Origin of the sequence: Rhizobium sp. MHM7A (genome assembly GCF_005862215.1) — a bacterium.
Taxonomy (GTDB): Bacteria; Pseudomonadota; Alphaproteobacteria; order Rhizobiales; family Rhizobiaceae; genus Rhizobium; species Rhizobium bangladeshense.
Genome location: NZ_VCHT01000011.1, coordinates 1 through 25,960, shown reverse-complemented (window position 1 = coordinate 25,960; position 25,960 = coordinate 1). Strand labels below are relative to the sequence as shown.

Sequence of the window (25,960 nt, the reverse complement as noted above, 5' to 3'; positions counted from 1 at the left end):
GGAGCGTGGTTTTTCAGGATTTGAAGCGATCGAAGGCCGTCAGCCGCACGATCGGCGGATCCGCCTCGGGCCACCGGTAAATTTCCGAGCGCAGATAGAAAAGCTCGTCCGCGAGATCGTCTTCGCCGACTTCGATCCACCAGGATTTCAAACGGCCATCACTTCCGTCCGACCAGCGGTAGCCCCTCGCCTTCAGATGATCCTTCATCTCGAATGGGCTATGTTCGGCAAAGATGCGGACGCGGCAGCGCTGGCTGGCGCGGTAAAGCTCGGCGAAGGGGCTTCCACCGTCAACTTGCTGTCGATCGAGGATCTCCAGCAGCGCGTGGCAGTCGTCCACCGCGCGATGGCCTTCGTGAAAATAGCCGGCTTGGCCGACGAGATAACCAAGTTTCGTGCCCTCGAAGCCGCGGGCGCTCCAGTCGATCTCCGAAACCGAGCAAGACCAGGCCTTGCCGGCGAAGATGGGCGAGAAGGCCTCGCAGAACGGCCGGTCGAACCCGGCATTGTGGGCAATGATGAGGTCCGCCGGTTCGATCAGAGCGCTCAGTGACGCCATGTCGATGAGCTGTCCTTCGACCATGACATCGGTAATGCCAGTCAGCCTGGTGATGTCGGGAGGGATCGGCCTCGACGGCTGCTGCAGGCCGCCATAGATGCCTACCACGTCGCCGATCACACCCTCATCATTGAAGGTGAAAGCAACGGCGCCGATTTCGATGATCTCATCGCTGCGGTAGTTGAGACCCGTCGTCTCGGTATCGAGGATGACGCCGAGCCGCGAAAAGCCCGGCTGTCTCGCTGCCGCGACTGGCCGCGCTGCGAGTTTCCTCAGGATGCGATAGTTGCCGCTCTCTTCAAGCGCGCGCGCCATGTCTTCATCGGAGCGGCCTACCTGCGGTGACGGCCGCCGGCGCGATGGACCACGTGCGTCGGCCATTGCGGGCGATGCCTTGGCAAACATGTCGAGTTGCGAATCTCTGTGCACGTCCATTCGACTCATATGTCACGGAGACGCGGCTTAATCCATCGGGCGTGCAGCTTATCCCGCGGAGAAACTCAGGCGGCAGAGAGCGCCGGGATTGCGGTTGCCGATCGTCACCTCGCCACGGTGCATGTACATGATATCGCGAACCAGATTGAGGCCCAGGCCGGCGCCGTGTCCGTCGTGATGGCGCTTGAAGAATGGCTCGAATATGCGCTCCTGCAAATCGGCGGGAATGCCCGGTCCCTCGTCGCTGACCTCGATCCAGTTGCGGCCGGCGGTCAGCGAGATGGTGCCTTTCCTGCCGCCGTGATTGATCGCGTTCTGCAGGATATTCATCAGAGCCCGCTGCAGCGCCAGCGGATCGCCCTCGATCTCTCCGGCGTGGTCGACATCGAACTGCACCGTATAGCCGGCGGCAAAGGCGAGCGGCGCCATTTCGATGATCACCTTCCGCGCCAGCTGGCCGAGATCGACTTTGGTAAATTGGGTCTTGCCCTGTTTCAGCCGCTGAAGATCGAGCATCTGTTCGGTGAGTATGGCAAGCCTGGCGGCATCTTCCAGCAGGTCGGTCTTGACTGGACCGTGCGGCAGGGATCCAAGTCTCGTGTTCAGGATAGCGATCGGCGTGCGCAATTCATGGGCGGCGTCGGTCAGAAACCGTTCCTGCCGCTCATAGCCTTCGTCGAGGCGGCCAAGCGCGCGGTTGACGGCGCGCACCAGCGGCGCAATTTCATCCGGAATTTCGTCTGCCGAAAGCCGGCCGCCGCGCTGGCCGATATCGATCATATCGGCCTCGAGCGCGGCACGGTTGATCCCGACCAACGACCGTCGCACCACGATCGGCGTTGCGATCAGCGCGCCCAATGCCATCACGGCGACGATAGGAATGACGAGCTTTGCAACGATGAGTGAGGCACCGAACAGGATGGATGTAAGGGGTATAGGACCGTCGGTGCCGGTCAGGAACTGCACCTCTCCCCAATCCATGGCGATCCATTTCATCCGGGCGGCCGGAGGTGCGTGATCGCTGAGATTCCCGCCGAACTCGGCCTCACCGATATGATCGAGCCTATTGCCGATGCCGGCATATCCCTCCGGAACCCGGCCCTCGTTCAAGCTATGTCCCTGCCTGTCGCGAATGGTGAACCAGAGATCGGGCGCGTCCTTTCGAAGATGCCGCAGGTCCTCCGTCTCCCGTAGGCTCAGTTCTCCCGAAGGCTGCCGGAAGACGGCGCGGCGCAGGATATCGATCGTGCCCTCCGTTGATCTGAAATAGAATATCTTGCCCACCGAGATCAGTAGGATGACGACCAGAATCAGGACGACCGACTGCACCGCTAGAAGTCGCCAGAACAGGCGTTTGCGCAGCGAATAAGAGCATGATTTGTTCATGACGCTTCCCGCAGCAGATAACCTACGCCCCTGATGACGTTGATGACCACGCCGGCCTCCGACGCGGCCAGTTTGCGCCGCAATCGGGATATGTGGGAATCGAGCGCGTTGGATTGGATTTCATCGTCGAAGCCGAAAACTGCTTCCATTAAGGTTGGCCGCGGGACCATGCGACCGGCCCGGCGCACGAGGCATTCGAGCACCAGTGCCTCCCGGCGCGGAATATTCAGCCGCCTGCCGGAAACGCTGACGTCGCAATAGGTCGGATCGAAGGAGAGCCGGCCGATTGAAATCAGTGTCGGACGCAGGGTCTCCGATCGGCGCATGACGGCGCGCAGCCGCGCCAGGAGTTCGTCGAAGACGAAAGGCTTGGCGAGATAGTCGTCTGCGCCGGTTTCAAGCCCGGTGATCCTGTCAGGGACTTCTCCCTTTGCAGTGATGACGATGATCGGCAGGGTCAGCCCCTTTCTGCGGATCTTCGGAACGAGATCAAGGCCGTCGCCATCGGGCAGTTGCCGATCCAGGAGAAGGGCGTCATAAGCACCGTCGCCGATCACCAGCTCGGCGTCGCAGAGCGTCGAGACGTGGTCGATCACCATGTCGTGTCTCGTCAGCGCGACCCTCAGCGCCGCGGCCATGCGAGGTTCATCCTCAATCAGCAATATGCGCATTTCACATCCTGTCGGCGTCGATCCATAGGTGGAACCATAGCACTTCCGGCGCGTCTGCGACGCGTCGAATGCCGGTTCGCTGATCGACGCGAAATCATGCCTGTCATCATGCGCGGCGCTGCTCGATCTGGAGCAGGGGCTGGTATCGTCGGCTGATGCGATAGACTGCGGCGGGCGGCATGTTGCGCAACGTCCGACCGATTTTCGTGGCGACGAGACCGAGGGAGTCGAGGATTTCGGCCGGCACCGGGCACTTAGGCCCATAGGTGAACTGGTAAAAGGCACCGTACGGCCTGAGGTTGGAAAAACAGCCTTCGAGTAGCGCATAGACGTCGTCCGGCCTCATAGAGAGAAGCGGAAGCCCGCTGACAACGCTACCGAAAAAGCGTCCCGACAGCGCTCCCCTCCACATCTCCCGGACATCGAGCTGCAGGACTTTGGCGCTGGGAAAGCGGCCTTGAAGCAAGGCGGCGAAATCCGCCTCGTATTCGACAAGCGTCAGATCGCTTTCGGCGATTCCTCGCTTGAGAAGCGCTCCGGTGAAGACGCCGGTGCCCGGGCCGAGTTCGAGAACCGGCCCGGTGGCGGGAGAAATTTCCTTGGTCATCAGGCCAGCAAGACGGTCACCTGACGGCGTGATCGAGGCGATGCGCAGAGGTGCGCGAAGCCAGGCGAGAAGAAAGCGTCGTCTATCGAAACGTGACATGGAACCTTCACATTGGCTGTTGATCTCGCCTATGAAGCGGTCCAACATTGCAACAGTCTGTCGCGCTGCTGCACGAGGGCTAGACCTCCAGCTTTCCCCCCAGGCTCTCTGTCGATTAAAGCCGTATGCACGATGAGCGGCCGAAGGAGAATGCATGCCCGCTGACACTAACAAGAATGCCGACCAGGACGTCGTCATCATCGGCGCCGGCGCCGCAGGCATTGCCGCCGGCCGCCGTCTGCAGGCAATCCGTCCCGATCTCTCCATCCTCCTGCTCGAAGCGGGAGATCGACTCGGCGGCAGAGCCTGGACAGTCGGGTTACCGGGCGGCGGTGATGTCGGGCTCGACCTTGGTTGCGGCTGGCTGCATGGCGCACGGACCAATGCCTGGACTGAAATAGCCAGCGAAGTCGGTTTGACGGTCGACCGCAGCCCGGCCCCCTGGAATGGCGGCCGGCAGCTTCAGAGGGATGCCGAGGATGTTCATGACGCTCAGGAAGCGATCGGCGCTTACTTCGAACGCCTCGAAAGCCATGAAGGCAAAGATACCGACTTGGCTGCAAAGCTCGAGCCCGGCAATCGCTGGAACGGCCAGATCCGGGCGATCGGCACTTACATCACCGGCGCAGAACTGGAGCGGTCTTCGATCGTCGATTACAACAGATATGACCCAGGCCCCGGCCCGGACTGGCGGGTGCGTGAAGGCTATGGAGCCCTACTATCCCTCTTTGGCAGGCCGGTTCCGGCAAGGCTTGGCATTGAAGTCAGACGCATCGACCACCGTCATGCCGGCTATATCGGCATCGCGACCGACCGAGGCGTGCTCCGGGCGCGCGCCGTCCTTTTGACCGTTTCGACCAACGTACTGGCCGCCGGCAGTATCGCCTTTGATCCTCCCCTGCCTGACAAGATCGAGGCAGCAGCTCGTTTGCCGCTGGGGCTTGCCGATAAGCTCTTCCTCAGCCTCGCCGATCCGGAGGTGCTGCCGGCCGATACGCATATGCTCGGCTCCGCCAGTCGCGGTGCGACCGGCACCTATCAGCTGCGGCCGTTCGGCGCTTCTGTCGTCGAGGCCTATTTTGCCGGCGATCTCGCGCATGATCTGGAGCGGGCGGGGGCGGAGGCTGCCCTTTCCTTCGCTGCGGATGAGCTGGCGGCACAATTTGGCACAGATATCCGCAAGCAGTTGTCGGTGGTGGCGATGTCGGCTTGGGCCGCGACGCCTCAGATCGGCGGTTCCTACTCCTATGCGGAACCCGGCGCCTCAGATCGGCGCGGCGTCCTCGCCGAACCGCATGATGAGCGGATTTTCTTTGCCGGCGAAGCCTGTTCGCGTTCACGTTATTCGACGGCGCATGGCGCCTACGAGAGCGGCGTCGTCGCAGCCGATCGGATCGCCCGCTCGCTGTCGAGAGATCGATAACCGCCGACCCCGATGGCAGGCGGGAATATTTTTTCCCACTTGTCGCGCGGATGGTATTGGTTATTCTGCCCTCGCCCCCGTTCTACCCCAGCCTGGGGCGCTGTACCTCATCCAGCGGCAGAGGCCGCTTCAAGCACGATATTGTCATTGATGCGGGAGCCCCGGCTTCTACCCCGACGATTTTGGCCGTCCGCCGAGGGTCTCCGCATGAGGAGGAAGACATGGATTATCGCAAGCTCGGCCCTAGCGGGACCGTCGTTACGGCCTATTGCCTCGGCACGATGACCTTTGGCGCGGAGGCCGACGAAGCGGCCTCGCACAAGCTGCTCGACGATTATTTCGCCTGGGGCGGCAATTTCATCGATACGGCCGACGTCTACAGCGCCGGCAAGTCGGAAGAGATCATCGGACGCTGGCTGAAGGCGCGCCCGACTGAGGCCCGCCAGGCGATCGTCGCCACCAAGGGGCGTTTTCCGATGGGCAACGGACCCAACGATATCGGCCTGTCGCGGCGGCATCTCGGCCAGGCGCTCGACGACTCGCTGCGCCGCCTCGGCGTCGAGCAGATCGACCTCTACCAGATGCATGCCTGGGATGCGCTGACGCCGATCGAAGAGACGCTGCGCTTCCTCGACGATGCGGTTTCCTCCGGCAAGATCGGCTATTACGGCTTCTCCAACTATGTCGGCTGGCACATCGCCAAGGCTTCCGAGATCGCCAAGGCGCGCGGCTATACACGCCCGGTGACGCTGCAGCCGCAGTACAGTCTTTTGGCGCGCGACATCGAGCTCGAAATCGTCGCGGCCTGCCAGGATGCCGGTATGGGCCTGTTGCCCTGGTCGCCGCTCGGCGGCGGCTGGCTGACGGGCAAGTACAAGCGCGACGAGATGCCGACGGGCGCAACCCGCCTCGGCGAGAACCCCAATCGCGGCAGCGAATCCTATGCGCCGCGCAACGCGCAGGAACGCACCTGGGCGATCATTGGCGCGGTCGAGGAGATCGCCAAGGCGCGCGGCATCAGCATGGCGCAGGTGGCGCTCGCCTGGACGGCGGCACAGCCGGCCGTCACCTCGGTCATTCTCGGCGCCCGCACCTCCGAACAGCTCGCCGACAACCTCGGCGCCATGAAGGTCGAGCTATCCAAGGAGGAAATGGCGAAGCTGAACGAGGTCAGCGCCCCTCAACCGATGGACTATCCCTACGGCAAGGGCGGCACCAACCAGCGCCACCGCAAGATCGAAGGCGGCCGCTGAGCCCTGCGGCCGCAACTGAACGAAGCCTGTCTGCTTCATGCCGAGGCGGACAGGTCGTCCGGGCCGAGGCTTATCGACTCGTGCTTTGGGCTGCTGGTCGGTCGCCCGTGCTGCCGATTGTCTTCAGGTAGATCGATAAAAGCTGCGTCTGCGAGGAGATGCCGAGCTTGCGGTAGACGTTGCGGCGATGGACCTTCACCGTGCCCGTCGAGATGTTGAGCCTGAGGCCGATCGATTCCGAGGAATGTCCCTGCAATACCAGATCGACGATCGCGGTTTCGCGGCTCGTCAACTTGAGGTCGCGCCAGACAGTGTCGGCCGGCTGCAGCGCCTGCGCCGCCGCACCGCTTTTCCTCCCCTTTCGCAAGCCAGCATCGCGTTGCGCGTCGAAGCGGGCGCCGAGCCCCGGCCAGAAATGCCGGACAAGGCTCGCCACCAAAGGTTCGGCCTTTTTCAGAAGCGCGAATTCAGCCGGCGCAAACGGGCCGGTCTTTTCCCGGCGCATCAGCGACAGCACGACGGTGATGTCGTCGTCGAGTGTCACGAAGAAGCCGATCTCCTCGGCAAGTCCCGTCTGGACATAGTAGCTCCGGTAATATTCGCTGGAGAAGAAGCGGTCGGGCGCCAGCTCGCGCATGCGGAAGACGCCCGGGCGGCGCGCGCGGGCGGTATGGTAAAACGGATCGAGCAGGTACGGACCGACCTGATAGAGGGTGACGAAAACGACGTTTTCGTCTGGGTCGAAGGTGCTGTAGAGATCGATTGGCCGCTCCTTGCCGCGATAGGCAAAAACCACGACATAATCGAAGCGCACCAGCGCCGCCATCATCCGGCGGAACGTCTCTCCAAACTCCGCATCCGCCATGGCGGGCTTTCCGACGGTGACGTCGAAAGCCTGAAACAGCGCCTCGAGATCAATGCTCATCGATAGCCTCCCCAAACCGTCTCAGCAGGAACACGCTAAGTTTCATATACACCTTCCACGAAGAGATGGGAGGCAGAATACCTCTTTCGGGGTATATACCGCGCCGAGGGCCCGAGCTTACTCTTTCCCCAACGACGGTGGCAAAAAGGCAGCGCTAGACTGCCCAACCCAACCAACCGCAGGGAACAGACGCGTGGCATCCGCTTCGACGAACGATATCGAATTCCGTTCGGTCACCAAGAATTATGGCGCGGTGACCGCCGTGAGCGACATAAACCTGAATGTACCGAAGGGCGCTTTCCTCGCGTTGCTCGGCCCTTCCGGCTGCGGCAAGACCACGTGTCTCCGCATGATCGGCGGCTTCGAGCAGCCGAGCGAGGGCGCCGTGCTGATAAACGGGCGGGAGATGAACGGCGTTCCGGCCTATCGCCGCCCCGTCAACATGGTCTTCCAGCATTATGCTCTGTTTCCGCATTTCAACGTCGAACAGAACGTCGCCTATGGCTTGCGGCAGATGCGGCCAAGGATTGCGGCGGCCGAGATCAATCGCCGCGCGGCAGAGGCGCTCGAGATGGTGCGGCTTGGCGGTTTCGCGAAGCGCCGCATCCACGAGATGTCCGGCGGCCAGCAGCAGCGGGTGGCCTTGGCGCGCGCGATCGTCAACCGGCCTTCGGTGCTGCTGCTTGACGAGCCGCTGGCCGCGCTCGACAAGAAGCTGCGCTCGGCCATGCAGATCGAATTGCAGACGCTGCAGCGCGAGCTCGGCATCACCTTCGTGCTCGTCACCCATGATCAGGAAGAAGCGCTGTCGATGGCGGACGTCGTCTGCGTCATGAGCGCCGGGCGCATTCGTCAGCTTGGCACGCCGCAGGAGGTCTACGACCGCCCGGCCGATCTTTTCGTCGCCGATTTCGTCGGTAAGACCAACCGGATCGGTGCAACGATGGAAGCCGGTGGCACGACGCTGCACCTTGGCGACGGTTCGACGCTTGCAGCCATCGCCCGCCCTGGCCTTGCGACGGGCGACGTCATCGTTGCGATCCGTCCCGAGGCGATCCGGCTGACGCGGGCTGCGGATGGCAGCACATCCTTTGCCGGCACGGTCACGCACCGCATCTTCCTCGGCTCCTCGGCCGAATATGCCGTCACTGTTCCGGGTCTCGGCGATTTCCTCGTCACCGCCGACCGGCGCGGCATGAATGAGAGCGATCTGGTTGAGCCAGGTGAAGCGGTCTTCCTCGGCTTCGATCCCGATAGGGCCCACGTTTTTCCAGCAAAGGTTTCTTCACCCTAAGTTTCTTCAGCATCGAGTGCATAAACCAGAACAAGGGAACAGCATCATGAGCAAGGACTACAAGGATAATCTGCCCATTACTCCTGAAGGCTTCATGGACGAGTTCATGCGCCTGAAGCGCGGCTCCGTCAGCCGCCGCCACTTCCTCGGCGTCACCGGCCTCGGGCTTGCGACCGCCGTGCTGTCGCGTTTCCCCGGTGCGCTGTCGACGCCCGCCTATGCCGAGGACCTCGGCACCCAGATGTCGATCGCCACCTGGCCGAATTACCACGACCCTGCGACCTTCGAGAATTTCAAGGCGGCGACCGGCGTTGCCGTCGAGGTCAACGTCTTCGGCTCCAACGAGGAAATGCTGGCCAAGCTCCAGGCGGGCGCCTCCGGCTGGTCACTCTTCGTGCCGACCAACTACACGATCTCCACCTACCATAAGCTCGGCCTGATCGACGAACTCGATCTCTCCAAGATCCCGAATTTCAGCCAGGCGACGGAAAATCCGCGCTTCACCAAGGAAGGCATGATCGACGGCAAGACCTACGCCGTGCCGAAGAACTGGGGTACGACCGGGTTCTCGGTCAACACCGCGAAGATCAAGACCAAGCTTTCGAGCTGGAAGGACTTCTTTGACATCGCCCAGACGGAAGCCGACGGCCGCGCCATGGTGCACGACTATCAGTTGACGACGATCGGCAGCGCGCTGGTTTCGCTCGGATACGATTTCAATTCGATCAAGGCGGACGAACTCGCCAAGGCCGAGGAACTGCTGATTAAAGTCAAACCGCACCTCTTCGCCATCAACAGCGACTACCAACCCGCCATGCGCGCCACCGATGCCTGGCTCACCATGTGCTGGACCAATGATGGGGCGCAGCTCAACCGTGACGTTCCCGAGATCGCCTATGTACTTGGCACCGACGGCGGCGAGATTTGGACGGACTATTACGCCATCCCGAAGGACGCGCCGAACAAGGCGGCGGGTTACGCGCTGCTCAACTACCTCATGGATCCGGCCAATGCCGTCAAGGAACACGTCGCCAATGGTGCGCCGACGACCGATAGCCGGATCATAGCACTGCTGCCGAAGGAGATCACAGCGAACAAGATCGTCTATCCGGACGAGGCGTCATTGACGCCGTTGGAATTCGGCGCGGCGGTGACGTTGACCGATCCCGGCCGGGCGGAGCTGATGGCGCGTTTCAAGTCGGCTTGATCGCCGTTCCCAACTCCGGCCCCGCCGCCTTGGCGCGAGGGGCCGGCCCCGTGCTGAAAATCGGCGGATAAAGAACCTTTCGATGCCTTTTACTCCTGCCACCAATCGGCGCCTTGTCACCGCGGCTCTTGTCGGTCCGGCCAGCATCTGGCTGTTCGTGTTCCTGGTGCTGCCCTTCATCGCTATCATCGTCTTTGCCTTCGGCGAGCGGGCGCCCGAAGGTGGTTATCAGGCGGCTTTTACCTTTGCGCAGTTTGCCAATCTCGGTTCGCGCGCCGCAGCCTTCAAGAACACGCTGATCCTTGCGCCGATCGGCGCCTTCGCCTGCCTGCTCGTCGCCTATCCGGTTGCTTATTACCTGGCCGTCAAGGCGAGCGCCAAATACCGGCTGCTGCTGGTCTCCCTCGTAGTCGTGCCTTTCTGGACGAGCCTTCTCGTGCGCACCTACGCCTGGATGTACATCTTGGGCGCGCGCGGCATTCCGCATCTCTTGGAGATGGTCGGAATCGAAAATGTCAGGCTGCTGAACACACCGGGCGCCGTGCTGCTCGGCATCGTCTACGGCTACCTGCCGCTGATGATCATGCCGATCTATGTCAGCCTCGAAAAGCTCGACCGCCGCCTTCTGGAGGCCTCCGCCGATCTCGGCGCGCGGCCGCTTTCGACCTTTTTCGGCATCACGCTGCCGCTGTCGCTTCCAGGCGTGATGACCGGCATCGCCCTCGTCACCATCCTGCTGCTCGGCGAATATTTGATCCCGCAGTTGCTTGGCGGCGGCAAAGTCTTCTTCATCGGCAATGCGCTGGTCGATCTCTTCCTGCAGTCGCGCAATTGGCCGTTCGGCTCTGCAATCGCCGTCACTCTCGTCGTTGTCGTCGTCATCGTGGTGTTGATCGCCATGCGCATTGCCTGGCGCGTTGCCGGTACCCGCCAAGTGGATCTCGTCTGATGCGCGCTCTGGTCACCGCAGTCTACCTGTTCCTCTACACGCCGATCGCGCTAGTCGTGCTGTTCTCCTTTAATGCCGGCCGCAATGCCAGCGATTTCACCGGCTTCTCGACGCAATGGTATGGCAAGGCGCTTGCCAACACCTTCCTGATGGAAGCACTGCAGAACAGCCTGACCATCGCCTTTACCAGCGCCGGGCTGGCGGCCATTTTCGGCACGATGGCGGCGATCGGCATGGAGCGGCTCGGCGCCCGGGCGCGAGCGGTCTTCGATGGGCTGTTCGCTGCGGCGATCGTCGTTCCCGGCGTCGTCATCGGCATTGCGACGCTGGTGGCGCTGGTCGAGGTCTTCGGCTTCGTCAATCCACTGATCGCCGCCGTCTGGCCAGGCGAACAGGCGCCGAAGCTTTCACTCGGCTATGGCTCGATCATCGCCGCCCAGGGCCTCTTCACCATGGCGCTGGTGACAATGATCGTCAAAGCACGCATCGCCAGCCTCGGCCGTGACATCGTCGAAGCGTCGAGCGATCTTTACGCCACGCCTTTCACCACTTTTCGCCAGATTGTGCTGCCGCAGATCCTGCCGTCAATCCTGGCCGGTTTCCTGCTCGCCTTCACCTTCTCCTTTGATGATTTCATCATCGCCTTTTTTGTCGCAGGTTCGAACACGACACTCCCGATTTATGTCTTCGCCTCGATCCGTCGTGGCGTGACGCCGGAGATCAACGCCATCGCCACGATGGTGCTTGTCGCATCGCTGGGACTGATCCTCATCGCGCGCTTTCTGATGCGCGAGAAAACAACAAACTGAACGGGAAACACGAATGATTCTTGAAAATCGCGTCGCGATCGTCACCGGAGCGGGCTCGGGCATCGGCCAGGCCGGCGCGCTGATCATGGCAGGAGAAGGTGCTTTCGTCGTCGTGGTCGACCTGAATGCCGCCAATGCCGCCGAAACCGTCGGCCGGATTGAGGCCGCCGGCGGCAGGGCTGAGTGCCTTGTTCTCGACGTCACCGACGACACGGCACTCGAAGCCGCCATCGCTGCGGTCGCCGAACGTCACGGCCGGATAGACATCCTCCACAATCATGCCGGCGCACAGGTGGCGGGCGATCTGGAACAGGTGGCTGTCGAGGGTTTCGACAGGTCCTGGAGCCTGAATGTCCGAGCGCATTTCATGGCGTCTCGCTTCGTCATGCCGCTGATGAAGAAGGCGGGCCGCGGCGTCATCCTCAACACCTCTTCCTCGTCGGGCGTACTCTACGATCGCGAGATGATCGCCTATACGACGACGAAACATGCGGTCATCGCGATGACCCGGCAGATGGCCGGCGACTACGCCAGGTTCGGCATCCGCGTCAACGCGCTCTGCCCGGGCTGGGTGGATACGCCGTTCAACGAACCCTTCATCGCCCAGATGGGCGGGCGCGGCGCGATCGAGGCCTATGTCGCCGAGAAGGTGCCGCTTGGACGCTGGGCTGATGTCTCCGAAATCGCCGAGCCCATTCTCTTCCTGGTCTCGGACCGCTCGTCCTACATGACCGGGCAGATTCTCGTCGTCGACGGCGGCGAGACCATTGTCTGACCGTGGTGGAATGGGTTTGCCCCTAGGTCGGATCGGCTGACCCTCATCCGGATCAAATCAACGAACAGCGCATGAAAAAGCCGCCATGTTTCCACGGCGGCTTGGCGGCTTTTCTGCTTGGGAGGCGATTTTAAGCCGGAAGCTGGAAGAACCAATTGGCGAAAAGGACGATCGCGAGTCCTCCCGCGAGTGCGAGATAGGGCAGCATGCCGGCTTTCCTGACGCCGAGATCCTGCCCGATGAGGCCGAGATCCTCCATCGCGCCGGCCGGGAACTTGCCGCCGTCGCGCACATAGTGGCGATAGGCGAAGACCGGCAGGATAAGAGCTGCGAAGATGAAGCCGACCCAGAGCGCATTGGAGTAACCCCAGACCTTGGCGCCGGCACCGAGGAACAGTGCGTTGACGAAGGCGAGCACGGTGTTGAGGCCGATCAGCCAGCTCGGCGCCTTCCAGGGGCGCTCGATATGGCCGGAATCCACCCTGTGGATCCAGCCGGAATTGAGGTTCAGGAAGTTGAAGATGATGTAGCCGACATTCGAGACGGCGAGCACGAAGAAATAGCCGCCGACGTCCGATGCGATCGCCAGAAGGAACAGATTGAAGGCGAAATCGGTCCACATCGCCCGTGTCGGGGCGCCGTGCTCATTGGCGTGGTCGAGATATTTCGGTAGCCAGCCGTCCTTCGAACCCTGGTAGAGCGTGCGCGACGAACCTGCCATCGCCGTCATGATGGCGAGGAAGAGCGCCAGGATCATCAAGACGACGAGCAACTGGGTGATCACCCGGCCGGCGCCGATCAAACCGCCAAGCGCTTCGGCGACGCCCGTGCCGTCGACGATGCCGGGAGCCAGCATGCCGGCATGGCCGAGAACGCCCTGGAAGGCGAAGGGCACCAGGAAGAAGAACAGGCAGCAGGCAAGGCCGGAATAGAAGATTGCCTTGAAGGTGTCGGTCTTCGGGTTCTTCAGTTCGCGGGTGTAGCAGACCGCCGTCTCGAAGCCGTAGGTCGACCAGGCGGCGATGTAGAGGCCGCCGAGAAAAAGCGTCCAGCCGCCATTGCTCCAGCTGCCATCGCTGGCGGCATAGGCCGCTGTCGGCGGCACGAGGCCGGTGACGTTTGCAGAAACGATCTGGCCGCTGATGATCGGATAGAGGCCGATGACGAGCAGCGGCACCAGCACGATGATCGCCAGCCACTTCTGTACGCTTGCCGTCTCCGAGATGCCGCGATGCTGGATCGCGAAGATGATCAGCATCAGGACACCGCCGATGAAGAAGGTGGCATTGATGTTGGCGGTGGCAAGAAAGGGGATGCTGAAGCTTGCGAGCGACCAGTTGCGGATCCCGGGCGTCAGAGCAGCCACACCATCGGCGCCGAGCAGCGCCTTGACGGCGTCATCAGGCGTCGTGCCGGCATGGGCTGCTATATATTCGGCGACGCGCGGGCTGTCGGCCGTAACGGAAGCGGCGTGCGCGGCGATCCAGTCGAGGACGATCTGCGAATCGGCTGCCGGAATCGGGAAGAATGCATTGAGAATGTAACCGGCGGCGATGGCGCAGCCAAGCGAAAGCACGGGCGACCAGGCAAACCAGTTGCACCAGACCGACAGCGGCGCGATGAATTTCGAATAGCGCAGCCAGGCGGTGGCGCCGTACACCGAGGCGCCGCCGGATTTGTTGCCGAACATGCCGGCAATCTCGGCATAGGTGAAGGATTGCAGGAAACCCATCACCATCGAGATGATCCAGACTACGAAGGCGAGCTTGCCCGTCGTGCCTGCGATGCCGCCAATGGAGAAGAGAACGAGCGGCGGCACGCCCGCAGCCACCCAGAATGCGCCCTTCCAGTCTAGCGCGCGTATAAGCTTACCTTCGGTGCCGGATGCAATTCCGGCCTCCACAACATCTGTCATCGGTGAAATTCCCCATTCGATTGTTCCGGACGTATCTCTGTACGTCTCCCTGAACGTGTCTCCCTGACAGTCTTAAGCCCGCTCGGATGATTTTGGTGATCCGCGCTCCCGACGGATTCTCCGAGTGTGAACTCTTGATGCATAGTGAAGATTTTTTCTTTCTAGTCAACATCACTTTACTTTCCGCAGGCATTTTGTAACCTGTATGGGTGTGTGCCGAAGGGCATGGCGATCCCCCATGAGGGTAGAATGCGAGAACTTCATCCTGCCATGCCGGGCCTGCGTACGGTCGTTCCGAGCCTCGTCCATTATCCCGGTATTCCAGCCCTGCCAGAGGGCACGGAGCGTTACAGAGCGAAGGGCGGCGGATCGGTCGTCGTACGCGTCGAGGCCGGCGACCGCGTGAGCGTCATCGACAGCGAAGGCGGGCAGATCTGCGAACTCTCCTTCCTTGACGAAAAGGGGCGCTTCCAGGCAGACGGTTTCGGAACGGCATTCACCAATTCGGCCGAGGGCTTGAAGACCATTCTTCAGGCAGAGGATGAGAGTGCTGCCCGCACACGCGCGGCACTTCAGCGGCGCGGCGCCGATCTCGCAGCGGCCGGAGCGCTCCGCATCTTCGGGGCACGATCGACGCCGGGCAGCCGGGCGGAGTTCACGATTGCCATGAAGGGCCTGCTCATCGTTGCGGCACCCGCCGGCGCCATGTCGCCGGAGGCGCAGGACACGGCGACGCCGATCGAGATCCGGGTCAAGCGCAGCCTGCTGATCCGCGACTATGCCTCCGCCCTGCCGGAGCCGGCGGCCGATCCGATCGAGGATATCCGCGTCCGGGCGGCGAGCGCCGCCGCCTATTTCGTGCGCGCCGGCGAATTCATCCAGATCATCGACGTCTATGGGCGCCAGTGCACCGATTTCCAGGCCTTTGCCGCCCGCAAGGTCGACAAGGGCCTCGATCTCGCGCTCGATTCGACCGTCACCCGCACGCTGCTCGGCCGCAGCTATCCTACGCCCGGCCTGCCATCCAAGGCCTTCGACCGCGACTTCGAGCCGCTGGTCGAGATCGTCCAGGATACGGTCGGCCGCCACGACGCTTTCGCGACCGCCTGCAATTCACGCTATTACGACGACATGGGTTATCCCGGCCACGTCAACTGCACGGACAATTTCAACGCGGCGCTGGCGCCTTACGGCATTGCCGGGCGCAAGGGCTGGGAAGCGCTGAACTATTTCTACAACACCAATATCGACCACAACAACCAGCTTTATCTCGACGAGCCCTGGTCGCGTCCCGGCGATTACGTGCTGATGCGCGCGCTGACCGATCTCGTCTGCGTCTCATCGTCCTGCCCCGACGATATCGATGCGGCGAACGGCTGGGATCCGACGGATATCCACGTCCGCACCTTTTCCGGAAAAGAGAAATTCTCACGAGCGGTAGCCTATCGCATGACCCCAGATGCCGAAGTCGAACTGACGCGCGAAACCGCCTTCCATCCCCGCCTCTCGGCGTTAACGCGAGATTATACGGAATATCGCGGCTACTGGCTGCCGAACCGCTTCTCGTCCGAAGGCCCGGTCGAGGAATACTGGGCCTGCCGCGAACGCGCCGCCGTCATCGATCTCTCGCCCTTGCGGAAGTTCGAGGTGACGGGTCCGGATGCCGAGGAATTGCTGCAATACTGCCTGACGCGCGACGTGCGCAAACTCTCGACAGGCCAGGTCGTCTATTCCGCGATGTGCTACGAAAATGGTGGCATGATCGATGACGGCACGCTCTTCAGGCTGGGCGACAAAAACTTCCGCTGGATCGGCGGCGATGATTTCAGCGGCATATGGCTGCGTCAGCAGGCCGAGAAGAAGGGTTTCAAGGCCTGGGTCCGCTCATCGACCGACCAGCTGCACAACATCGCCCTGCAAGGCCCCAGGAGCCGCGATATCCTGAAGGAGATCATCTGGACGGCGCCGCGCCAGCCCGCGATCGGCGAGCTCGAATGGTTCCGCTTCACCGTCGGCCGCATCGGCGGATTCGAGGGGCCCCCGGTCGTGATCTCGCGCACCGGCTATACCGGCGAGCTCGGCTACGAAATCTTCTGTCATCCGAAGGATGCGTTGACGGTGTTCGACGCCGTCTGGGAGGCAGGCCAGCCGCACGGGCTGAAGCCGATGGGGCTGGAAGCGCTCGACATGGTCCGCATCGAGGCGGGCCTGATTTTCGCCCACCACGAATTCACCGACCAGACGGATCCGTTCGAGGCCGGCATCGGCTTTACCGTGCCGCTGAAATCCAAACAGGACGATTTCATCGGCCGCGAGGCGCTGATCCGACGCAAGGAGCACCCGCGCCATCTGCTCGTCGGCCTCGACATCCAGGCGAACGAGGCGGTCGGCCATGGCGATTGCATCCATATCGGCCGCGCCCAAGTCGGTGTCGTCACCAGCGCCACGCGCTCGCCTGTTCTCGGCAAGACGATCGCGCTCGCCCGCATCGACGTGATGCATGCAAGCCCGGGCACTGAAGTCGAGATCGGCAAGCTCGACGGCCACCAGAAGCGCCTGCCGGCGACAATCGTGCCGCTTTCGCATTACGACCCGCAGAAGACGCGGCCGCGCTCGTAATGCCTGCTTCGCGCTCAGGAGACGCCGATGTCAGCGCGTCGGTCGTCTCCTGAATCTTGCCTTCAGGCGGCCTGCACGGCCGCGTTCAGCGGGATTTCGACGTCGATCTCAAGCGTGGAGACGAACTCGTTGCGGTCGATCGTCACCTGCACCTTGTCGTGGTCGAGCTCGACATGCTTTGCGATCACCGCAAGGATTTCCTCGCGCAGCAGGGAGACCAAGTCCGATCCCGCCGACGAGCGCTCATGAGCAAGGAGGACCTGGAGGCGTTCGCGGGCGGCCGGCGCCGTGCGCTGTTTGTTGAAAAGACGGAAAATGTTCATGCTGCCCTCCGTCCGAAGATCTTGCCGAAAATATTGCGCTTTTCCTCGGGGATCGTGATCGGCAGGGTTTCGCCGGCGAGCCGGCGAGCCGCATCGAAATAAGCCATCGCAGCTGCGCTGCGGCTTTCCGCCAGCGTGACCGGCGCACCGATGTTGGACGCACGCAGGACGTCCATGCTTTCCGGCACGATACCGAGGAGCGGGATGGAGAGGATCTCCAGGACGTCGTCGACCTTCAGCATGTCGCCGCGCTCGGCGCGGTTGGCGTCGTAGCGGGTGAGCAGCAAGTGTTTTTCCATCCGCTCGCCGCGCTCGGCCTTGGCGGTCTTGGCATCGAGCAGGCCGATGATGCGGTCGGAATCGCGCACCGACGAGACTTCCGGATTGGTGACGACGACGGCCACGTCGGCATGGCGCATGGCAAGTGTCGCGCCGCGCTCGATCCCGGCGGGGCTGTCGCAGATGATCCAGTCGAAGTAGCGCTTCAGGTCGTTGATGACGCGCTCGACGCCTTCGGCCGTCAGGTTGTCCTTGTCTCGGGTTTGCGAGGCCGGCAGCAGGAACAGCGTCTCAAGCCGCTTGTCGCGGATCAGCGCCTGGGTGAGCTTCGCGTCGCCCTGGATGACGTTGATCAGGTCGTAGACGACCCTCCGCTCGGCGCCCATCACGAGGTCGAGGTTGCGCAAGCCGACGTCGAAATCGACGACGACCACCTTTTCATTGCGTTGCGCCAGCGCCGCTCCCAATGCGGCGGTCGAGGTCGTCTTTCCAACCCCGCCCTTACCTGACGTGACGACGATCACTTTCCCCATTTCTCTCTCCTTTGCCGTGGCCGCAGCCGGGTCAGATCAGTTTTTCCGCCATGATCGCGTCCTCTTCGAGCCAGAGCTGAACAGCCTGTCCGCGAAGATTGGGGGCCATGTCTTCCGCCATTTTGTAGATCCCATCGATCGCCACCAGCTCGGCTTCGAGCTTACGGCAAAAGATCCGCGCCGATGCGTTGCCGATGGAGCCTGCCATGGCTCGGCCGCGCAACGCGCCGTAGATATGGACGGAGCCGCCGGCGATGACTTCCGCGCCCGAGGCGACCGAGCCGACGATGGTGACGTCGCCTTCCGGGAAGATCACCGACTGCCCCGAGCGCACCGGTTCCCTGATGACGATCGATTGCGTTGTCGCAGCGCGAACCTCGGGCGTTGCCGGCTTGCCGACTGGATCGGCGGGCTCTCTTGCCTGAACCTCGATGTCGGAAGCCGAGCGGCCGCCTTTGAGCGCGGGAGGCATGCCCGCGCCCAGAATCGACGGCCGGGCGCCCTCGATGCCCATGATGCTGACATTGCGCTTGGCAAGTTCAGCAATGAGTTCCTTAAGCTGCGGCCTGTCGATTTGCAGATCCGTCAGGTCGAGGACGACGGGACGTCCCAGGAAAAAGCCGGCCGATCGTGCGGCCAGATCGTCGAGCCTGGCCAACCAATCATCGATCGGGAGGTCCGGAGACAGCATGACCGCCAGGAAAGAGCGGCCCTTGATGCGGATAGAGCGAGCGTCTGTTAGCACTTTGGTCATCTGTGTGAAGAAATCGTTGACCATGTCTACCGCCGGTATGGTTAACAAATAGTTAACGCGGCCCTAACATTACCGATAATGGGATGAGGTTCTTCAGACGAAGGATTTCCGCAAGTCGTTGAAAAACCATGATACTGCAGCGCGCCCCGGACGGTTAATGATGCGGCCCCTCGACGTGAGCCGCAAATCTGCCTCTGCTTCCTAACGCTCAGCCTTCCGGCTTGCGTTGCGCGTTGGAAATGGCGCGTGCGGCCTCTTCCGAGGAGTTGGCGAGCGTGCGCACCTCGGTGGCAAGCACGGCAAAGCCTGACCCTGCCGTGCCGGCACGGGCCGCCTCGATGCCGGCTTGACGGCGAGCAGCTTGAGGTAGCGAAGCGATTGCAGGATCTCATTGGTTTTCGAAGCGGTGACGCGCATGTCAGCGGTCTGTTCGTCGATTCGCGGATAGAGCGATTGGATATTGATGATGCTGCCCTCGAGATCGAGAAGTTCGCCCTTCTCGTCCCAGATGCCGCCACCGGTCTCGGTCCACCCAGATGGCGTCGCGGATGCGGTATTCCATCGTCCAGTCCGTCCGCTTCTCCAGCGCTCGCCCGACCACCTCGCTGCACATTCTGCGCGAGATGCTTCAGGCAATTGGTCATGATGCGGGAGGAGAGTGCACGAACACCCTCCTCCCGCGATGCAGGTCCGCCTCGTCAGTTGCGCAAATATTCCTCCATGGAATCGTCGAGCGCCTCGATCCAGGGCGTGTGATGCGTCGGCGACATGTTGCCAGTCATCAGAGACCGATAGGCGTGGTCGCGGAATCCCATGATGTTGTGGGCCTTGTGATGTTCCCACTCCATGAAGGTCCGGTTTGTGCCCTCGATGTCGAAGGAGGGATAATCGGTCTCGGCAAGCAGTTCCTTCACGTAATCGCCTTGGTACCAGATCATCTGCTCAGCATCCTCGAGCGTCTCCTCGCGCGCCCTCCACATGTCGAAATTGGCCTTCAGCTCTTCTTCCGGCGGCAGGGTGATGCGGCCCATCATCACGTCGCGCGCCCACCAGGCCTGCACGTCGAACATGTTGAAGGTGTAGAACTGGTCCTGCATGCCGATATAGAACAGCTGCGGATTCTTGTCGAAGATCACGCCCTTGTAGAGGCTGTCGGCCCAGAGGCGGTTGGCGGTTTTCAGCCGGAGGTCGTCAGGCAGGAAGGGGAAATGGTGCTGGTATCCGGTGCAGAGGATCAGGGCGTCGACTTCCTTGGTCGACCCGTCGAGGAAATGCGCCGTGCGGTTTTCGAGCTTGGTCAGCAGCGGCCGTTCTTCGAAATTCTCAGGCCATTTGAAGCCCATCGGCTTTGAACGGTAGCTCGTCGTCACCGATTTCGCGCCGTATTTCCAGCATTGCGAACCGATGTCTTCGGCCGAATAGCTGCGGCCGACGATCAGAATGTCCTTGCCCTTGAACTCCAGCGCGTCGCGGAAATCATGGGCGTGCAGGACGCGGCCGTTGAAGGTCTTCACGCCCTCGAAATAAGGCACGTTCGGGGTCGAGAAATGGCCGGTGGCGACGACCACATAATCGAATTCCTCATCATACATGCGGTCCTCGATGCGGTTATGCGCCGTCACCGTGAATTTCTTCGTGGCATCATCGAAGCGGACCATGCGCACCGGCGTGCTGAAGCGCACCCAGTGGCGGACATTCGCCTTCTCGACGCGGCCCTTGATATAGTCCCAGAGCACGGCCCGCGGCGGATAGGAGGCGATCGGCTTGCCGAAATGCTCCTCGAAGGAATAGTCGGCGAATTCGAGGCATTCCTTCGGCCCGTTCGACCAGAGATAGCGATACATGCTGCCATGGACCGGCTCGCCATATTCGTCCAGGCCGGTGCGCCAGGTATAGTTCCAGAGCCCGCCCCAGTCCGACTGCTTTTCGAAGCAGACGATCTCCGGGATTTCGGCGCCCTTCTGGGCAGCCGATTGAAAGGCGCGCAGCTGCGCAAGCCCGGACGGGCCGGCACCGATGACGGCTACTCTTGTCATGAAGCATTCCCCTCTTGATTATATGGCATCGTCTCCTGGATAACTCCTCGATTAAAATCGAAGGAGGATGTACCCAGAAATTCAAAATGTTACGGCATTTCTCTCAGTCCGGATAAATACCGGGGCTGGTCGGAGCCCCATCGTCATATTTGGAAAGCCAGTCGATCGTCGTCTCGCGGTAACGGGTGAGGCCCTTGTAGTCGATGAGTTCCGGCGGCAGCGTCTTCAGCACCCGCGGGAAGCGCCGCGCCCATTTCGGCACGGTGACGAGCTCTTCCATGTTCATCAGGTAGCAGCGGATGACGAAGAGGATGGCGTTGGAGCGCGGCAGGCGCCAGAGGCTTTGCAGCTCGACCCGCAGATGCACTTTCTGGCCAACATTGTCAGGCGTCACCGTCGTGCGGTCGGGACCCCATTTGTGATAGTTCTCCGGGCTGGTATCGAGCCGCGGATTGATCGTCATCGTCCAGTTGAAGCGCCGCGTCGGCTTTCCCTGCTGCAGGTTCAGGAGGAATTTCAGCGCACGGTCGAAGACGCCGATCTGATGGGCGAGCGGCACCGGTCCGTGCCATTCCATGAAGTTCATGCCGATATCGAAATCGAGCGACCAGTCGGCCTGCGTCGTCACCATGCCGGCATCCATCCACAGATTGCCGTCGCGCTGGTCGACGATGCAGAAATCGCCCTGGGCCTGGCGAGTGATATATTCGAAGGGCTCATATGGCAGCGTCGAGGTATCGCCGAAGGTGAAGCTGTCGTCGATGCCGAGCGGGCGGTTGATCCAGCGCCACTGGTCGCCGTTGCGGATCAGCGTGAAATGGTCGGGATAACCCGCCGCCTGCTCTTTCATCAAAAGTTCGAGCGTATCCCATTGCGCGCTCATCATGTGCGGCAGCGCCTGGTAGCGCAGCGGATCTTCCTTCAGCACCAGCGCCCGGTCCTGCATCTCGGCGACGTAATGCTCGTCGACATCGATCAGGTTTTCGTAGACGGTGCCCGCCCGGCCGCGCACATGCGGTTCCATGTTGACCGAATACATGTATTCGTCGCGGTCGAACGGAAACGGGAAACGACGGATGTTTCCGGGGCTGTTCCGATAACTGAAATCGTCCCGGAATGTTTCTTGCTTGAAGGCGATTGCCATGTCCGGTCTCCTTTTCCGACGCCGTCAGAGATCAAGATGCAGCGTGTTTCCCTCGAAGCGGGAAACACAGATCATCACCTTGCTGCCGGATGCCTTTTCTTCGCTCGTCAGATAGACGTCGTTGTGCAGCAGTTTGCCATCGCAGACGGCGACTGCCGTTTCGCATTGGCCGCAGGCGCCGCCGCGACAGAGGAACGGGGCGTCGACGCCAGCCGCCTCGATCGCCTCCAGCATGCTTTCGTGATGGCCAACCTTCACGGTCTTGCAGGAGCGTAGAAGCTCGATCGTGAAGGGCTTCCCGGGCTGAGAGGAAAGAAACCGTTCCGAATGCAGGTTCTGCTTCGGCCAGCCGGCGTCGAGCCCCGCTTTCATGACGCCGTCGATCATGCCGGAGGGACCGCAGACATAAAGATGCGTGCCAAGCGGCTGGCAGTCGAGCAGGCGCGTCAGCGGGATGGCGCCGCCCTCGGCGTCGCAATAGATCTTGATGCGATGCGGACCGTAACGCTCCAGGAGTTCCCGCCAGTAGGCGCCGCGGTCGCGCGTGCGGATGGCGTAATGCAGCTCGAAGGTGGCGCCTTCGCGGGTAAACTGCTCCATCATCGCGATGAAGGGGGTAATGCCAATGCCGCCGGCGATCAGAAGATGCTTGCGCCCGCGCCAGTCGGGCTGGAAGAGGTTGACGGGATAGCTGACCTTCAACTCGTCGCCTTCGCTGACCTTCTCATGCATGAAGGTGGAGCCGCCGCGTGAATCCTCGACATGCAGCACGCTGATCTCATAGGCCGCGCAATCATGCGGCGGCGACATCAGCGAATAGGCATTGCGGCGCGTATGGCCGCCGTCGTTCATCGAGACGATGATATGGGCGCCGCCGGAAAAATAGGGCATCGGCTTGCCATCGAGGCGCTCGAAGCGGAAACGCTTGACGCGCTCGGCGATCGGCGTGATCCGCGCCACGCGGACGGGAATTTCAGTGCCACCGCTCAAGGAAACAACTCCTCCGGATCGGGCCCGCTGCCGGGCTCTTCCGCGTCGATATTGACGCCCTGGAAGGCGGCGAGCCGCCGGGAATAATGATCGCGCACCAGAAGCGAGAGTCCGCAATGACTGCAGGCGAAGGGGCTGGTGGTAACGTCGTCTGTGATGCCCTTGCAATGGACACATTGCACCCGCCTGGCCAGCGAGCCGCGATGCTCGGTGATGATGGAGGCGTGGTCCATGCCGTAGTCGAGCGCCACGAGCATCGCCTGGCCGATGAAGCCTTCCGTGCCCGAGAGATAAAGCCGGGTGCCCATATGGGCGGTGGCGAGCGATCCTTTCAACCGGAAGAGCAGTGTCGCGATGGTCGGCGCCGTGAAAAACATGTCGGCACCGAGGCGGCGCAACGCCTCGTCGAGGCCGGTTCCCTGGGAGCCGCGGGCGACATAGAGAATCTCGCTGCGGGAAAGAACGGTCTCGTCAAGCGCGGGCTGCTGATCGAGGAGAGCCTTGGCGCCCTCCCCTTCGAGCGCGAAAATGTGCCGCCGGGCGCGCGGCTGGATGGTCAGGAATGAATAGACTGGTCGGCTCTTGATGCCTGCAACGAGCATTGGCGTGCTCCTTAACCTACGGCAGTCCTCTTCTTCTTCTCCGGATCGTCGAAGGGGAGCGTGTGGGCGGTGGCGCCTGCCCTGACGGTCTTGCCGCGGACTTCGAGGTTGGTCCCGTGCACCGCTTTGTCAACGTCGAGGCGGGCGATCGCCATGGATTTCTTCGTCAGCGACGAATAGCTCGGGCAGGTGATGACGCCGACCTTTTTGCCGCCGGCAAAGACCTCGTCGCCGAGGTCGGCCGGTCCGTCGGCATCGATCAGCATGCCGAAGATCTTGAAGCGCTCCTTGCCCTTGAGACGGGCGTGTTCCTCGGCGCCGCGGAAGCCCGTCTTGCCGGGGCTGACGGTGAAGTCAAGGCCGAGTTCCCAGAGACTGTCGCCGGGCGGCTGGTCGGCGAAGGGATACATTTGTGAGTTGTCGTAGGGGTAGAACAGCAGGTAACTTTCAACGCGCAGCATGTCGAGGACCGAGAAGCAGCAGGGGATGATGCCCATCTCCTTGCCTTCCCAGACGATCCTGTCCCAGACCATGACGGCGTCCTGGCCGCGTACGAAGATCTCGTAGCCGCGTTCGCCGGTATAGCCGGTGCGCGAAATCATCACGGGTGCGCCGAACAGCGTCGTCTGCATGTGGTGGAAATATTTGAGGTCGCGGATGCCGGGCACATATTTGGCGAGGTAGTCGACCGCAAGCGGACCCTGAAGCGACAGGTCGTGCAGGTCATCGTCAAAGAGCACCGCGCAATTGCGGCCGGCCGCCTGCTTGACGACTTCCTCGTGACCGGAGCCGGAGCCATGCACGAGCATCCAGGAATTCGGGCCGGTGCGATAGACGATGCAATCGTCAGTGAAGTGGCCGCGGTCGTTCAGCATGGTCGCGTAAACCGAGCGGCCGGGATAGATCTTCGTCAGGTCGCGGGTGGTGATGTAGTCGAGGACGGCGATGGCGTGCGGGCCGACCAGATGCACCTTCTTCAGTCCCGAGACATCCATGATGCCGGCCTTGGTGCGGACCGCGACATGCTCTTCCGACATGTCCTTCTCGTAGGTCCAGGCGGTTCCCATACCGCTCCAGTCTTCGAGCTTCGATCCCAGAGCGCGATGCCGATCCGCCAAGGCGGAGAAACGCCATGATAGAGCCATTTCCGTTCCCTCTTATTTCCTCTACGGAATATTTGTTTCCTGACTATATAAATCTTTCGCGCCATGGCAAGCCCGCCAGGCGGCATTCCACTCAAAACTTCGGCGGCACCTGTCCGGCAGCCCGATGAGCGGCGATGACGGTGTTGGCCATCAGCATGGCGATGGTCATCGGGCCGACGCCGCCGGGAACCGGGGTGATGGTGCTGGCGACTTCTGAGACTTCAGCGAAGGCGACGTCGCCGACGAGCCGGGTCTTGCCCTCGCCCTTCTCAGGAGCCGGCACGCGATTGATGCCGACGTCGATCACGGTCGCGCCCGGCTTGACCCAATCGGCCTTGACCATCTCCGGCCGCCCGACGGCGGCGACCAGAATATCGGCATTGCGGCAGACCTCGGCGAGGTTCTTCGTCCTCGAATGGGCGATCGTCACCGTCGCATTGGCGTTGAGCAGCAATTGCGCCATCGGCTTGCCGAACAGGTTGGAGCGGCCGATGACGACGGCGTTGAGGCCGGACAGATCCTCGCCATGGGTGCGGCGGACGAAGACCATGGCGCCGGCCGGCGTGCAGGAGACGAGCCCGGTCTTCAGATCGCCGGTGGCAAGCTTGCCGGCATTGACGACGCTCAATCCGTCGACATCCTTTTCCGGCAGGATCGACTGGATGATCGCCTCGCTGTCGAGCGGCTTCGGCAAGGGCAATTGCACCAGGATGCCGTGGATCGACGGATCGGCATTAAGCGTGGCGACAAGCGCTGCGAGCTCTTCCTGCTTCGTCTCGGCCGGCAGCGTGTGCTGAACGGAGTTGAAGCCGCATTCCTTGGCCATGCGGCCCTTGGAGCCGACATAGGCATGGCTTGCCAGATCGTCGCCGACAATGATGACCGCAAGGCCTGTCGTGACGCCGCTCATCTTTTCCAGCGCCGCCGTCGCACTCTTCACCGTCTGAATGACCGATGCAGCAACAAGCTTGCCGTCGATGACCTCGACCATCTCTCAGCCCATGCGTTCGGAGGCGTAGCTTCCGGGGCTGGCCGGGAAGACGACGGTGCGGTTGCCGTTGATGAAGGTGCGGTGATGGATATGGGCGTGGATGGCGCGCGCCAGCACCTGGCTTTCGACGTCGCGGCCGATCGAGACATAGTCGTCGGGTGACTGCGCATGGGTGATGCGCGCCGTGTCCTGCTCGATGATCGGGCCTTCGTCGAGGTCGGCGGTGACGTAATGGGC

The 25,960-nt window shown here is 62.0% G+C and carries 23 protein-coding genes and 2 pseudogenes; 8 read left to right on the top strand and 17 right to left on the bottom strand.

Features of this window, described 5'->3' with window-relative positions; translation table 11 throughout:
• Positions 1 to 13: 13 nt before the first annotated feature.
• The 4 genes from FFR93_RS28305 to FFR93_RS28290 form a co-directional block, all read right to left on the bottom strand.
• Entirely contained in the window at positions 14 to 994 is a 981-nt protein-coding gene (locus FFR93_RS28305) for a 3'-5' exonuclease (protein WP_138395587.1), read from the bottom strand.
• A 48-nt stretch (positions 995 to 1,042) separates the two neighbouring features.
• Entirely contained in the window at positions 1,043 to 2,380 is a 1,338-nt protein-coding gene (locus FFR93_RS28300; protein WP_138395586.1) for a HAMP domain-containing sensor histidine kinase, read from the bottom strand.
• Positions 2,377 to 3,051 (bottom strand): response regulator transcription factor, encoded by a 675-nt coding sequence (locus FFR93_RS28295; RefSeq protein WP_064707429.1) that lies wholly within the window; start codon positions 3,049 to 3,051, stop codon positions 2,377 to 2,379. Before FFR93_RS28295 ends, FFR93_RS28300 begins: the two co-directional genes overlap by 4 nt.
• Positions 3,052 to 3,157: 106 nt before the next feature.
• Positions 3,158 to 3,757: a methyltransferase domain-containing protein gene (locus FFR93_RS28290; protein WP_138395585.1), complete on the bottom strand. Its 600-nt coding sequence runs from the start codon at positions 3,755 to 3,757 to the stop codon at positions 3,158 to 3,160.
• Between the two features lie 154 nt (positions 3,758 to 3,911).
• Between FFR93_RS28290 and FFR93_RS28285 the strand changes: the two genes are divergently transcribed.
• Together FFR93_RS28285 and FFR93_RS28280 are read left to right on the top strand one after the other, a co-directional pair.
• Complete coding sequence (locus FFR93_RS28285; RefSeq protein ID WP_138395584.1) at positions 3,912 to 5,180, top strand: NAD(P)/FAD-dependent oxidoreductase; 1,269 nt, start codon at positions 3,912 to 3,914, stop codon at positions 5,178 to 5,180.
• 221 nt (positions 5,181 to 5,401) lie between these two features.
• Positions 5,402 to 6,433 (top strand): aldo/keto reductase, encoded by a 1,032-nt coding sequence (locus tag FFR93_RS28280; RefSeq protein WP_064713318.1) that lies wholly within the window; start codon positions 5,402 to 5,404, stop codon positions 6,431 to 6,433.
• Positions 6,434 to 6,503: 70 nt separating this feature from the next.
• Here the strand turns inward: FFR93_RS28280 and FFR93_RS28275 are convergent, their stop codons facing one another.
• Complete coding sequence (locus tag FFR93_RS28275; protein WP_138395583.1) at positions 6,504 to 7,358, bottom strand: helix-turn-helix transcriptional regulator; 855 nt, start codon at positions 7,356 to 7,358, stop codon at positions 6,504 to 6,506.
• A 193-nt stretch (positions 7,359 to 7,551) separates the two neighbouring features.
• Here FFR93_RS28275 and FFR93_RS28270 point away from each other — a divergent pair, with 193 nt between their 5' ends.
• The 5 genes from FFR93_RS28270 (at position 7,552) to FFR93_RS28250 (ending at position 12,392) form a co-directional block, all read left to right on the top strand.
• Positions 7,552 to 8,652 (top strand): ABC transporter ATP-binding protein, encoded by a 1,101-nt coding sequence (locus tag FFR93_RS28270; protein WP_138395582.1) that lies wholly within the window; start codon positions 7,552 to 7,554, stop codon positions 8,650 to 8,652.
• Between the two features lie 46 nt (positions 8,653 to 8,698).
• On the top strand, positions 8,699 to 9,859 hold the full coding sequence (locus FFR93_RS28265) for a spermidine/putrescine ABC transporter substrate-binding protein (protein WP_138395581.1): 1,161 nt from the start codon (positions 8,699 to 8,701) through the stop codon (positions 9,857 to 9,859).
• An 82-nt stretch (positions 9,860 to 9,941) separates the two neighbouring features.
• Complete coding sequence (locus FFR93_RS28260) at positions 9,942 to 10,808, top strand: ABC transporter permease (RefSeq protein WP_064707423.1); 867 nt, start codon at positions 9,942 to 9,944, stop codon at positions 10,806 to 10,808.
• Positions 10,808 to 11,617 carry an ABC transporter permease gene (locus FFR93_RS28255; protein WP_138395580.1) on the top strand — a complete coding sequence of 270 codons (810 nt, stop codon included), beginning with the start codon at positions 10,808 to 10,810 and terminating at the stop codon, positions 11,615 to 11,617. The genes FFR93_RS28260 and FFR93_RS28255 overlap by 1 nt, the downstream gene beginning before the upstream one ends.
• Before the next feature lie 13 nt (positions 11,618 to 11,630).
• Complete coding sequence (locus tag FFR93_RS28250) at positions 11,631 to 12,392, top strand: SDR family oxidoreductase (RefSeq protein ID WP_064707421.1); 762 nt, start codon at positions 11,631 to 11,633, stop codon at positions 12,390 to 12,392.
• 130 nt (positions 12,393 to 12,522) lie between these two features.
• On the opposite strand, the gene FFR93_RS28245 is transcribed toward FFR93_RS28250, so the two are convergent.
• Positions 12,523 to 14,307 (bottom strand): APC family permease, encoded by a 1,785-nt coding sequence (locus FFR93_RS28245; RefSeq protein WP_138395579.1) that lies wholly within the window; start codon positions 14,305 to 14,307, stop codon positions 12,523 to 12,525.
• A gap of 249 nt (positions 14,308 to 14,556) precedes the next feature.
• Here FFR93_RS28245 and FFR93_RS28240 point away from each other — a divergent pair, with 249 nt between their 5' ends.
• Positions 14,557 to 16,926 (top strand): DUF1989 domain-containing protein, encoded by a 2,370-nt coding sequence (locus tag FFR93_RS28240; protein WP_138395578.1) that lies wholly within the window; start codon positions 14,557 to 14,559, stop codon positions 16,924 to 16,926.
• Positions 16,927 to 16,988: 62 nt separating this feature from the next.
• Here FFR93_RS28240 and minE read toward each other — a convergent pair whose 3' ends face one another.
• From minE to purU, 11 genes and pseudogenes are all read right to left on the bottom strand, one after another.
• Entirely contained in the window at positions 16,989 to 17,249 is a 261-nt protein-coding gene (minE, locus tag FFR93_RS28235; RefSeq protein ID WP_011428260.1) for a cell division topological specificity factor MinE, read from the bottom strand.
• Positions 17,246 to 18,061 carry a septum site-determining protein MinD gene (minD, locus tag FFR93_RS28230; protein ID WP_064707418.1) on the bottom strand — a complete coding sequence of 272 codons (816 nt, stop codon included), beginning with the start codon at positions 18,059 to 18,061 and terminating at the stop codon, positions 17,246 to 17,248. The genes minE and minD overlap by 4 nt, the downstream gene beginning before the upstream one ends.
• A gap of 31 nt (positions 18,062 to 18,092) precedes the next feature.
• Entirely contained in the window at positions 18,093 to 18,815 is a 723-nt protein-coding gene (gene minC / locus FFR93_RS28225) for a septum site-determining protein MinC (protein ID WP_138395753.1), read from the bottom strand.
• Positions 18,816 to 19,023: 208 nt separating this feature from the next.
• Positions 19,024 to 19,419 (bottom strand): annotated as a pseudogene (locus FFR93_RS41980) (methyl-accepting chemotaxis protein); the annotation flags it as partial.
• Positions 19,420 to 19,513: 94 nt separating this feature from the next.
• Positions 19,514 to 20,851 (bottom strand): NAD(P)/FAD-dependent oxidoreductase, encoded by a 1,338-nt coding sequence (locus tag FFR93_RS28215; RefSeq protein ID WP_138395577.1) that lies wholly within the window; start codon positions 20,849 to 20,851, stop codon positions 19,514 to 19,516.
• 103 nt (positions 20,852 to 20,954) lie between these two features.
• Complete coding sequence (locus tag FFR93_RS28210) at positions 20,955 to 21,995, bottom strand: DUF3445 domain-containing protein (RefSeq protein WP_138395576.1); 1,041 nt, start codon at positions 21,993 to 21,995, stop codon at positions 20,955 to 20,957.
• Between the two features lie 24 nt (positions 21,996 to 22,019).
• On the bottom strand, positions 22,020 to 22,985 hold the full coding sequence (locus tag FFR93_RS28205) for a PDR/VanB family oxidoreductase (protein WP_138395575.1): 966 nt from the start codon (positions 22,983 to 22,985) through the stop codon (positions 22,020 to 22,022).
• Complete coding sequence (locus FFR93_RS28200) at positions 22,982 to 23,587, bottom strand: dimethylamine monooxygenase subunit DmmA family protein (RefSeq protein WP_138395574.1); 606 nt, start codon at positions 23,585 to 23,587, stop codon at positions 22,982 to 22,984. The genes FFR93_RS28205 and FFR93_RS28200 overlap by 4 nt, the downstream gene beginning before the upstream one ends.
• Positions 23,588 to 23,598: 11 nt before the next feature.
• Positions 23,599 to 24,732 (bottom strand): aminomethyltransferase family protein, encoded by a 1,134-nt coding sequence (locus FFR93_RS28195; RefSeq protein WP_138395573.1) that lies wholly within the window; start codon positions 24,730 to 24,732, stop codon positions 23,599 to 23,601.
• 91 nt (positions 24,733 to 24,823) lie between these two features.
• Positions 24,824 to 25,723, bottom strand: a complete 900-nt coding sequence (folD, locus tag FFR93_RS28190) for a bifunctional methylenetetrahydrofolate dehydrogenase/methenyltetrahydrofolate cyclohydrolase FolD (protein ID WP_138395572.1) — start codon at positions 25,721 to 25,723, stop codon at positions 24,824 to 24,826.
• Between the two features lie 3 nt (positions 25,724 to 25,726).
• A pseudogene (gene purU / locus FFR93_RS28185) lies at positions 25,727 to 25,960 on the bottom strand (formyltetrahydrofolate deformylase); the annotation flags it as partial.

What these genes read in the sequence shown, in the direction of transcription:
- FFR93_RS28245 (WP_138395579.1), bottom strand. Translation starts at nt 14,307, where the DNA reads ATGACAGATGTTGTGGAGGCCGGAATTGCATCCGGCACCGAAGGTAAG.
- FFR93_RS28260 (WP_064707423.1), top strand. Translation starts at nt 9,942, where the DNA reads ATGCCTTTTACTCCTGCCACCAATCGGCGCCTTGTCACCGCGGCTCTT.
- minC (WP_138395753.1), bottom strand. Translation starts at nt 18,815, where the DNA reads ATGACCAAAGTGCTAACAGACGCTCGCTCTATCCGCATCAAGGGCCGC.
- FFR93_RS28300 (WP_138395586.1), bottom strand. Translation starts at nt 2,380, where the DNA reads ATGAACAAATCATGCTCTTATTCGCTGCGCAAACGCCTGTTCTGGCGA.
- FFR93_RS28305 (WP_138395587.1), bottom strand. Translation starts at nt 994, where the DNA reads ATGGACGTGCACAGAGATTCGCAACTCGACATGTTTGCCAAGGCATCG.
- FFR93_RS28275 (WP_138395583.1), bottom strand. Translation starts at nt 7,358, where the DNA reads ATGAGCATTGATCTCGAGGCGCTGTTTCAGGCTTTCGACGTCACCGTC.
- folD (WP_138395572.1), bottom strand. Translation starts at nt 25,723, where the DNA reads ATGGTCGAGGTCATCGACGGCAAGCTTGTTGCTGCATCGGTCATTCAG.
- FFR93_RS28215 (WP_138395577.1), bottom strand. Translation starts at nt 20,851, where the DNA reads ATGACAAGAGTAGCCGTCATCGGTGCCGGCCCGTCCGGGCTTGCGCAG.
- minE (WP_011428260.1), bottom strand. Translation starts at nt 17,249, where the DNA reads ATGAACATTTTCCGTCTTTTCAACAAACAGCGCACGGCGCCGGCCGCC.
- FFR93_RS28250 (WP_064707421.1), top strand. Translation starts at nt 11,631, where the DNA reads ATGATTCTTGAAAATCGCGTCGCGATCGTCACCGGAGCGGGCTCGGGC.
- FFR93_RS28200 (WP_138395574.1), bottom strand. Translation starts at nt 23,587, where the DNA reads ATGCTCGTTGCAGGCATCAAGAGCCGACCAGTCTATTCATTCCTGACC.
- FFR93_RS28290 (WP_138395585.1), bottom strand. Translation starts at nt 3,757, where the DNA reads ATGTCACGTTTCGATAGACGACGCTTTCTTCTCGCCTGGCTTCGCGCA.
- FFR93_RS28195 (WP_138395573.1), bottom strand. Translation starts at nt 24,732, where the DNA reads ATGGCTCTATCATGGCGTTTCTCCGCCTTGGCGGATCGGCATCGCGCT.
- minD (WP_064707418.1), bottom strand. Translation starts at nt 18,061, where the DNA reads ATGGGGAAAGTGATCGTCGTCACGTCAGGTAAGGGCGGGGTTGGAAAG.
- FFR93_RS28255 (WP_138395580.1), top strand. Translation starts at nt 10,808, where the DNA reads ATGCGCGCTCTGGTCACCGCAGTCTACCTGTTCCTCTACACGCCGATC.
- FFR93_RS28285 (WP_138395584.1), top strand. Translation starts at nt 3,912, where the DNA reads ATGCCCGCTGACACTAACAAGAATGCCGACCAGGACGTCGTCATCATC.
- FFR93_RS28280 (WP_064713318.1), top strand. Translation starts at nt 5,402, where the DNA reads ATGGATTATCGCAAGCTCGGCCCTAGCGGGACCGTCGTTACGGCCTAT.
- FFR93_RS28295 (WP_064707429.1), bottom strand. Translation starts at nt 3,051, where the DNA reads ATGCGCATATTGCTGATTGAGGATGAACCTCGCATGGCCGCGGCGCTG.
- FFR93_RS28240 (WP_138395578.1), top strand. Translation starts at nt 14,557, where the DNA reads ATGCGAGAACTTCATCCTGCCATGCCGGGCCTGCGTACGGTCGTTCCG.
- FFR93_RS28265 (WP_138395581.1), top strand. Translation starts at nt 8,699, where the DNA reads ATGAGCAAGGACTACAAGGATAATCTGCCCATTACTCCTGAAGGCTTC.
- FFR93_RS28210 (WP_138395576.1), bottom strand. Translation starts at nt 21,995, where the DNA reads ATGGCAATCGCCTTCAAGCAAGAAACATTCCGGGACGATTTCAGTTAT.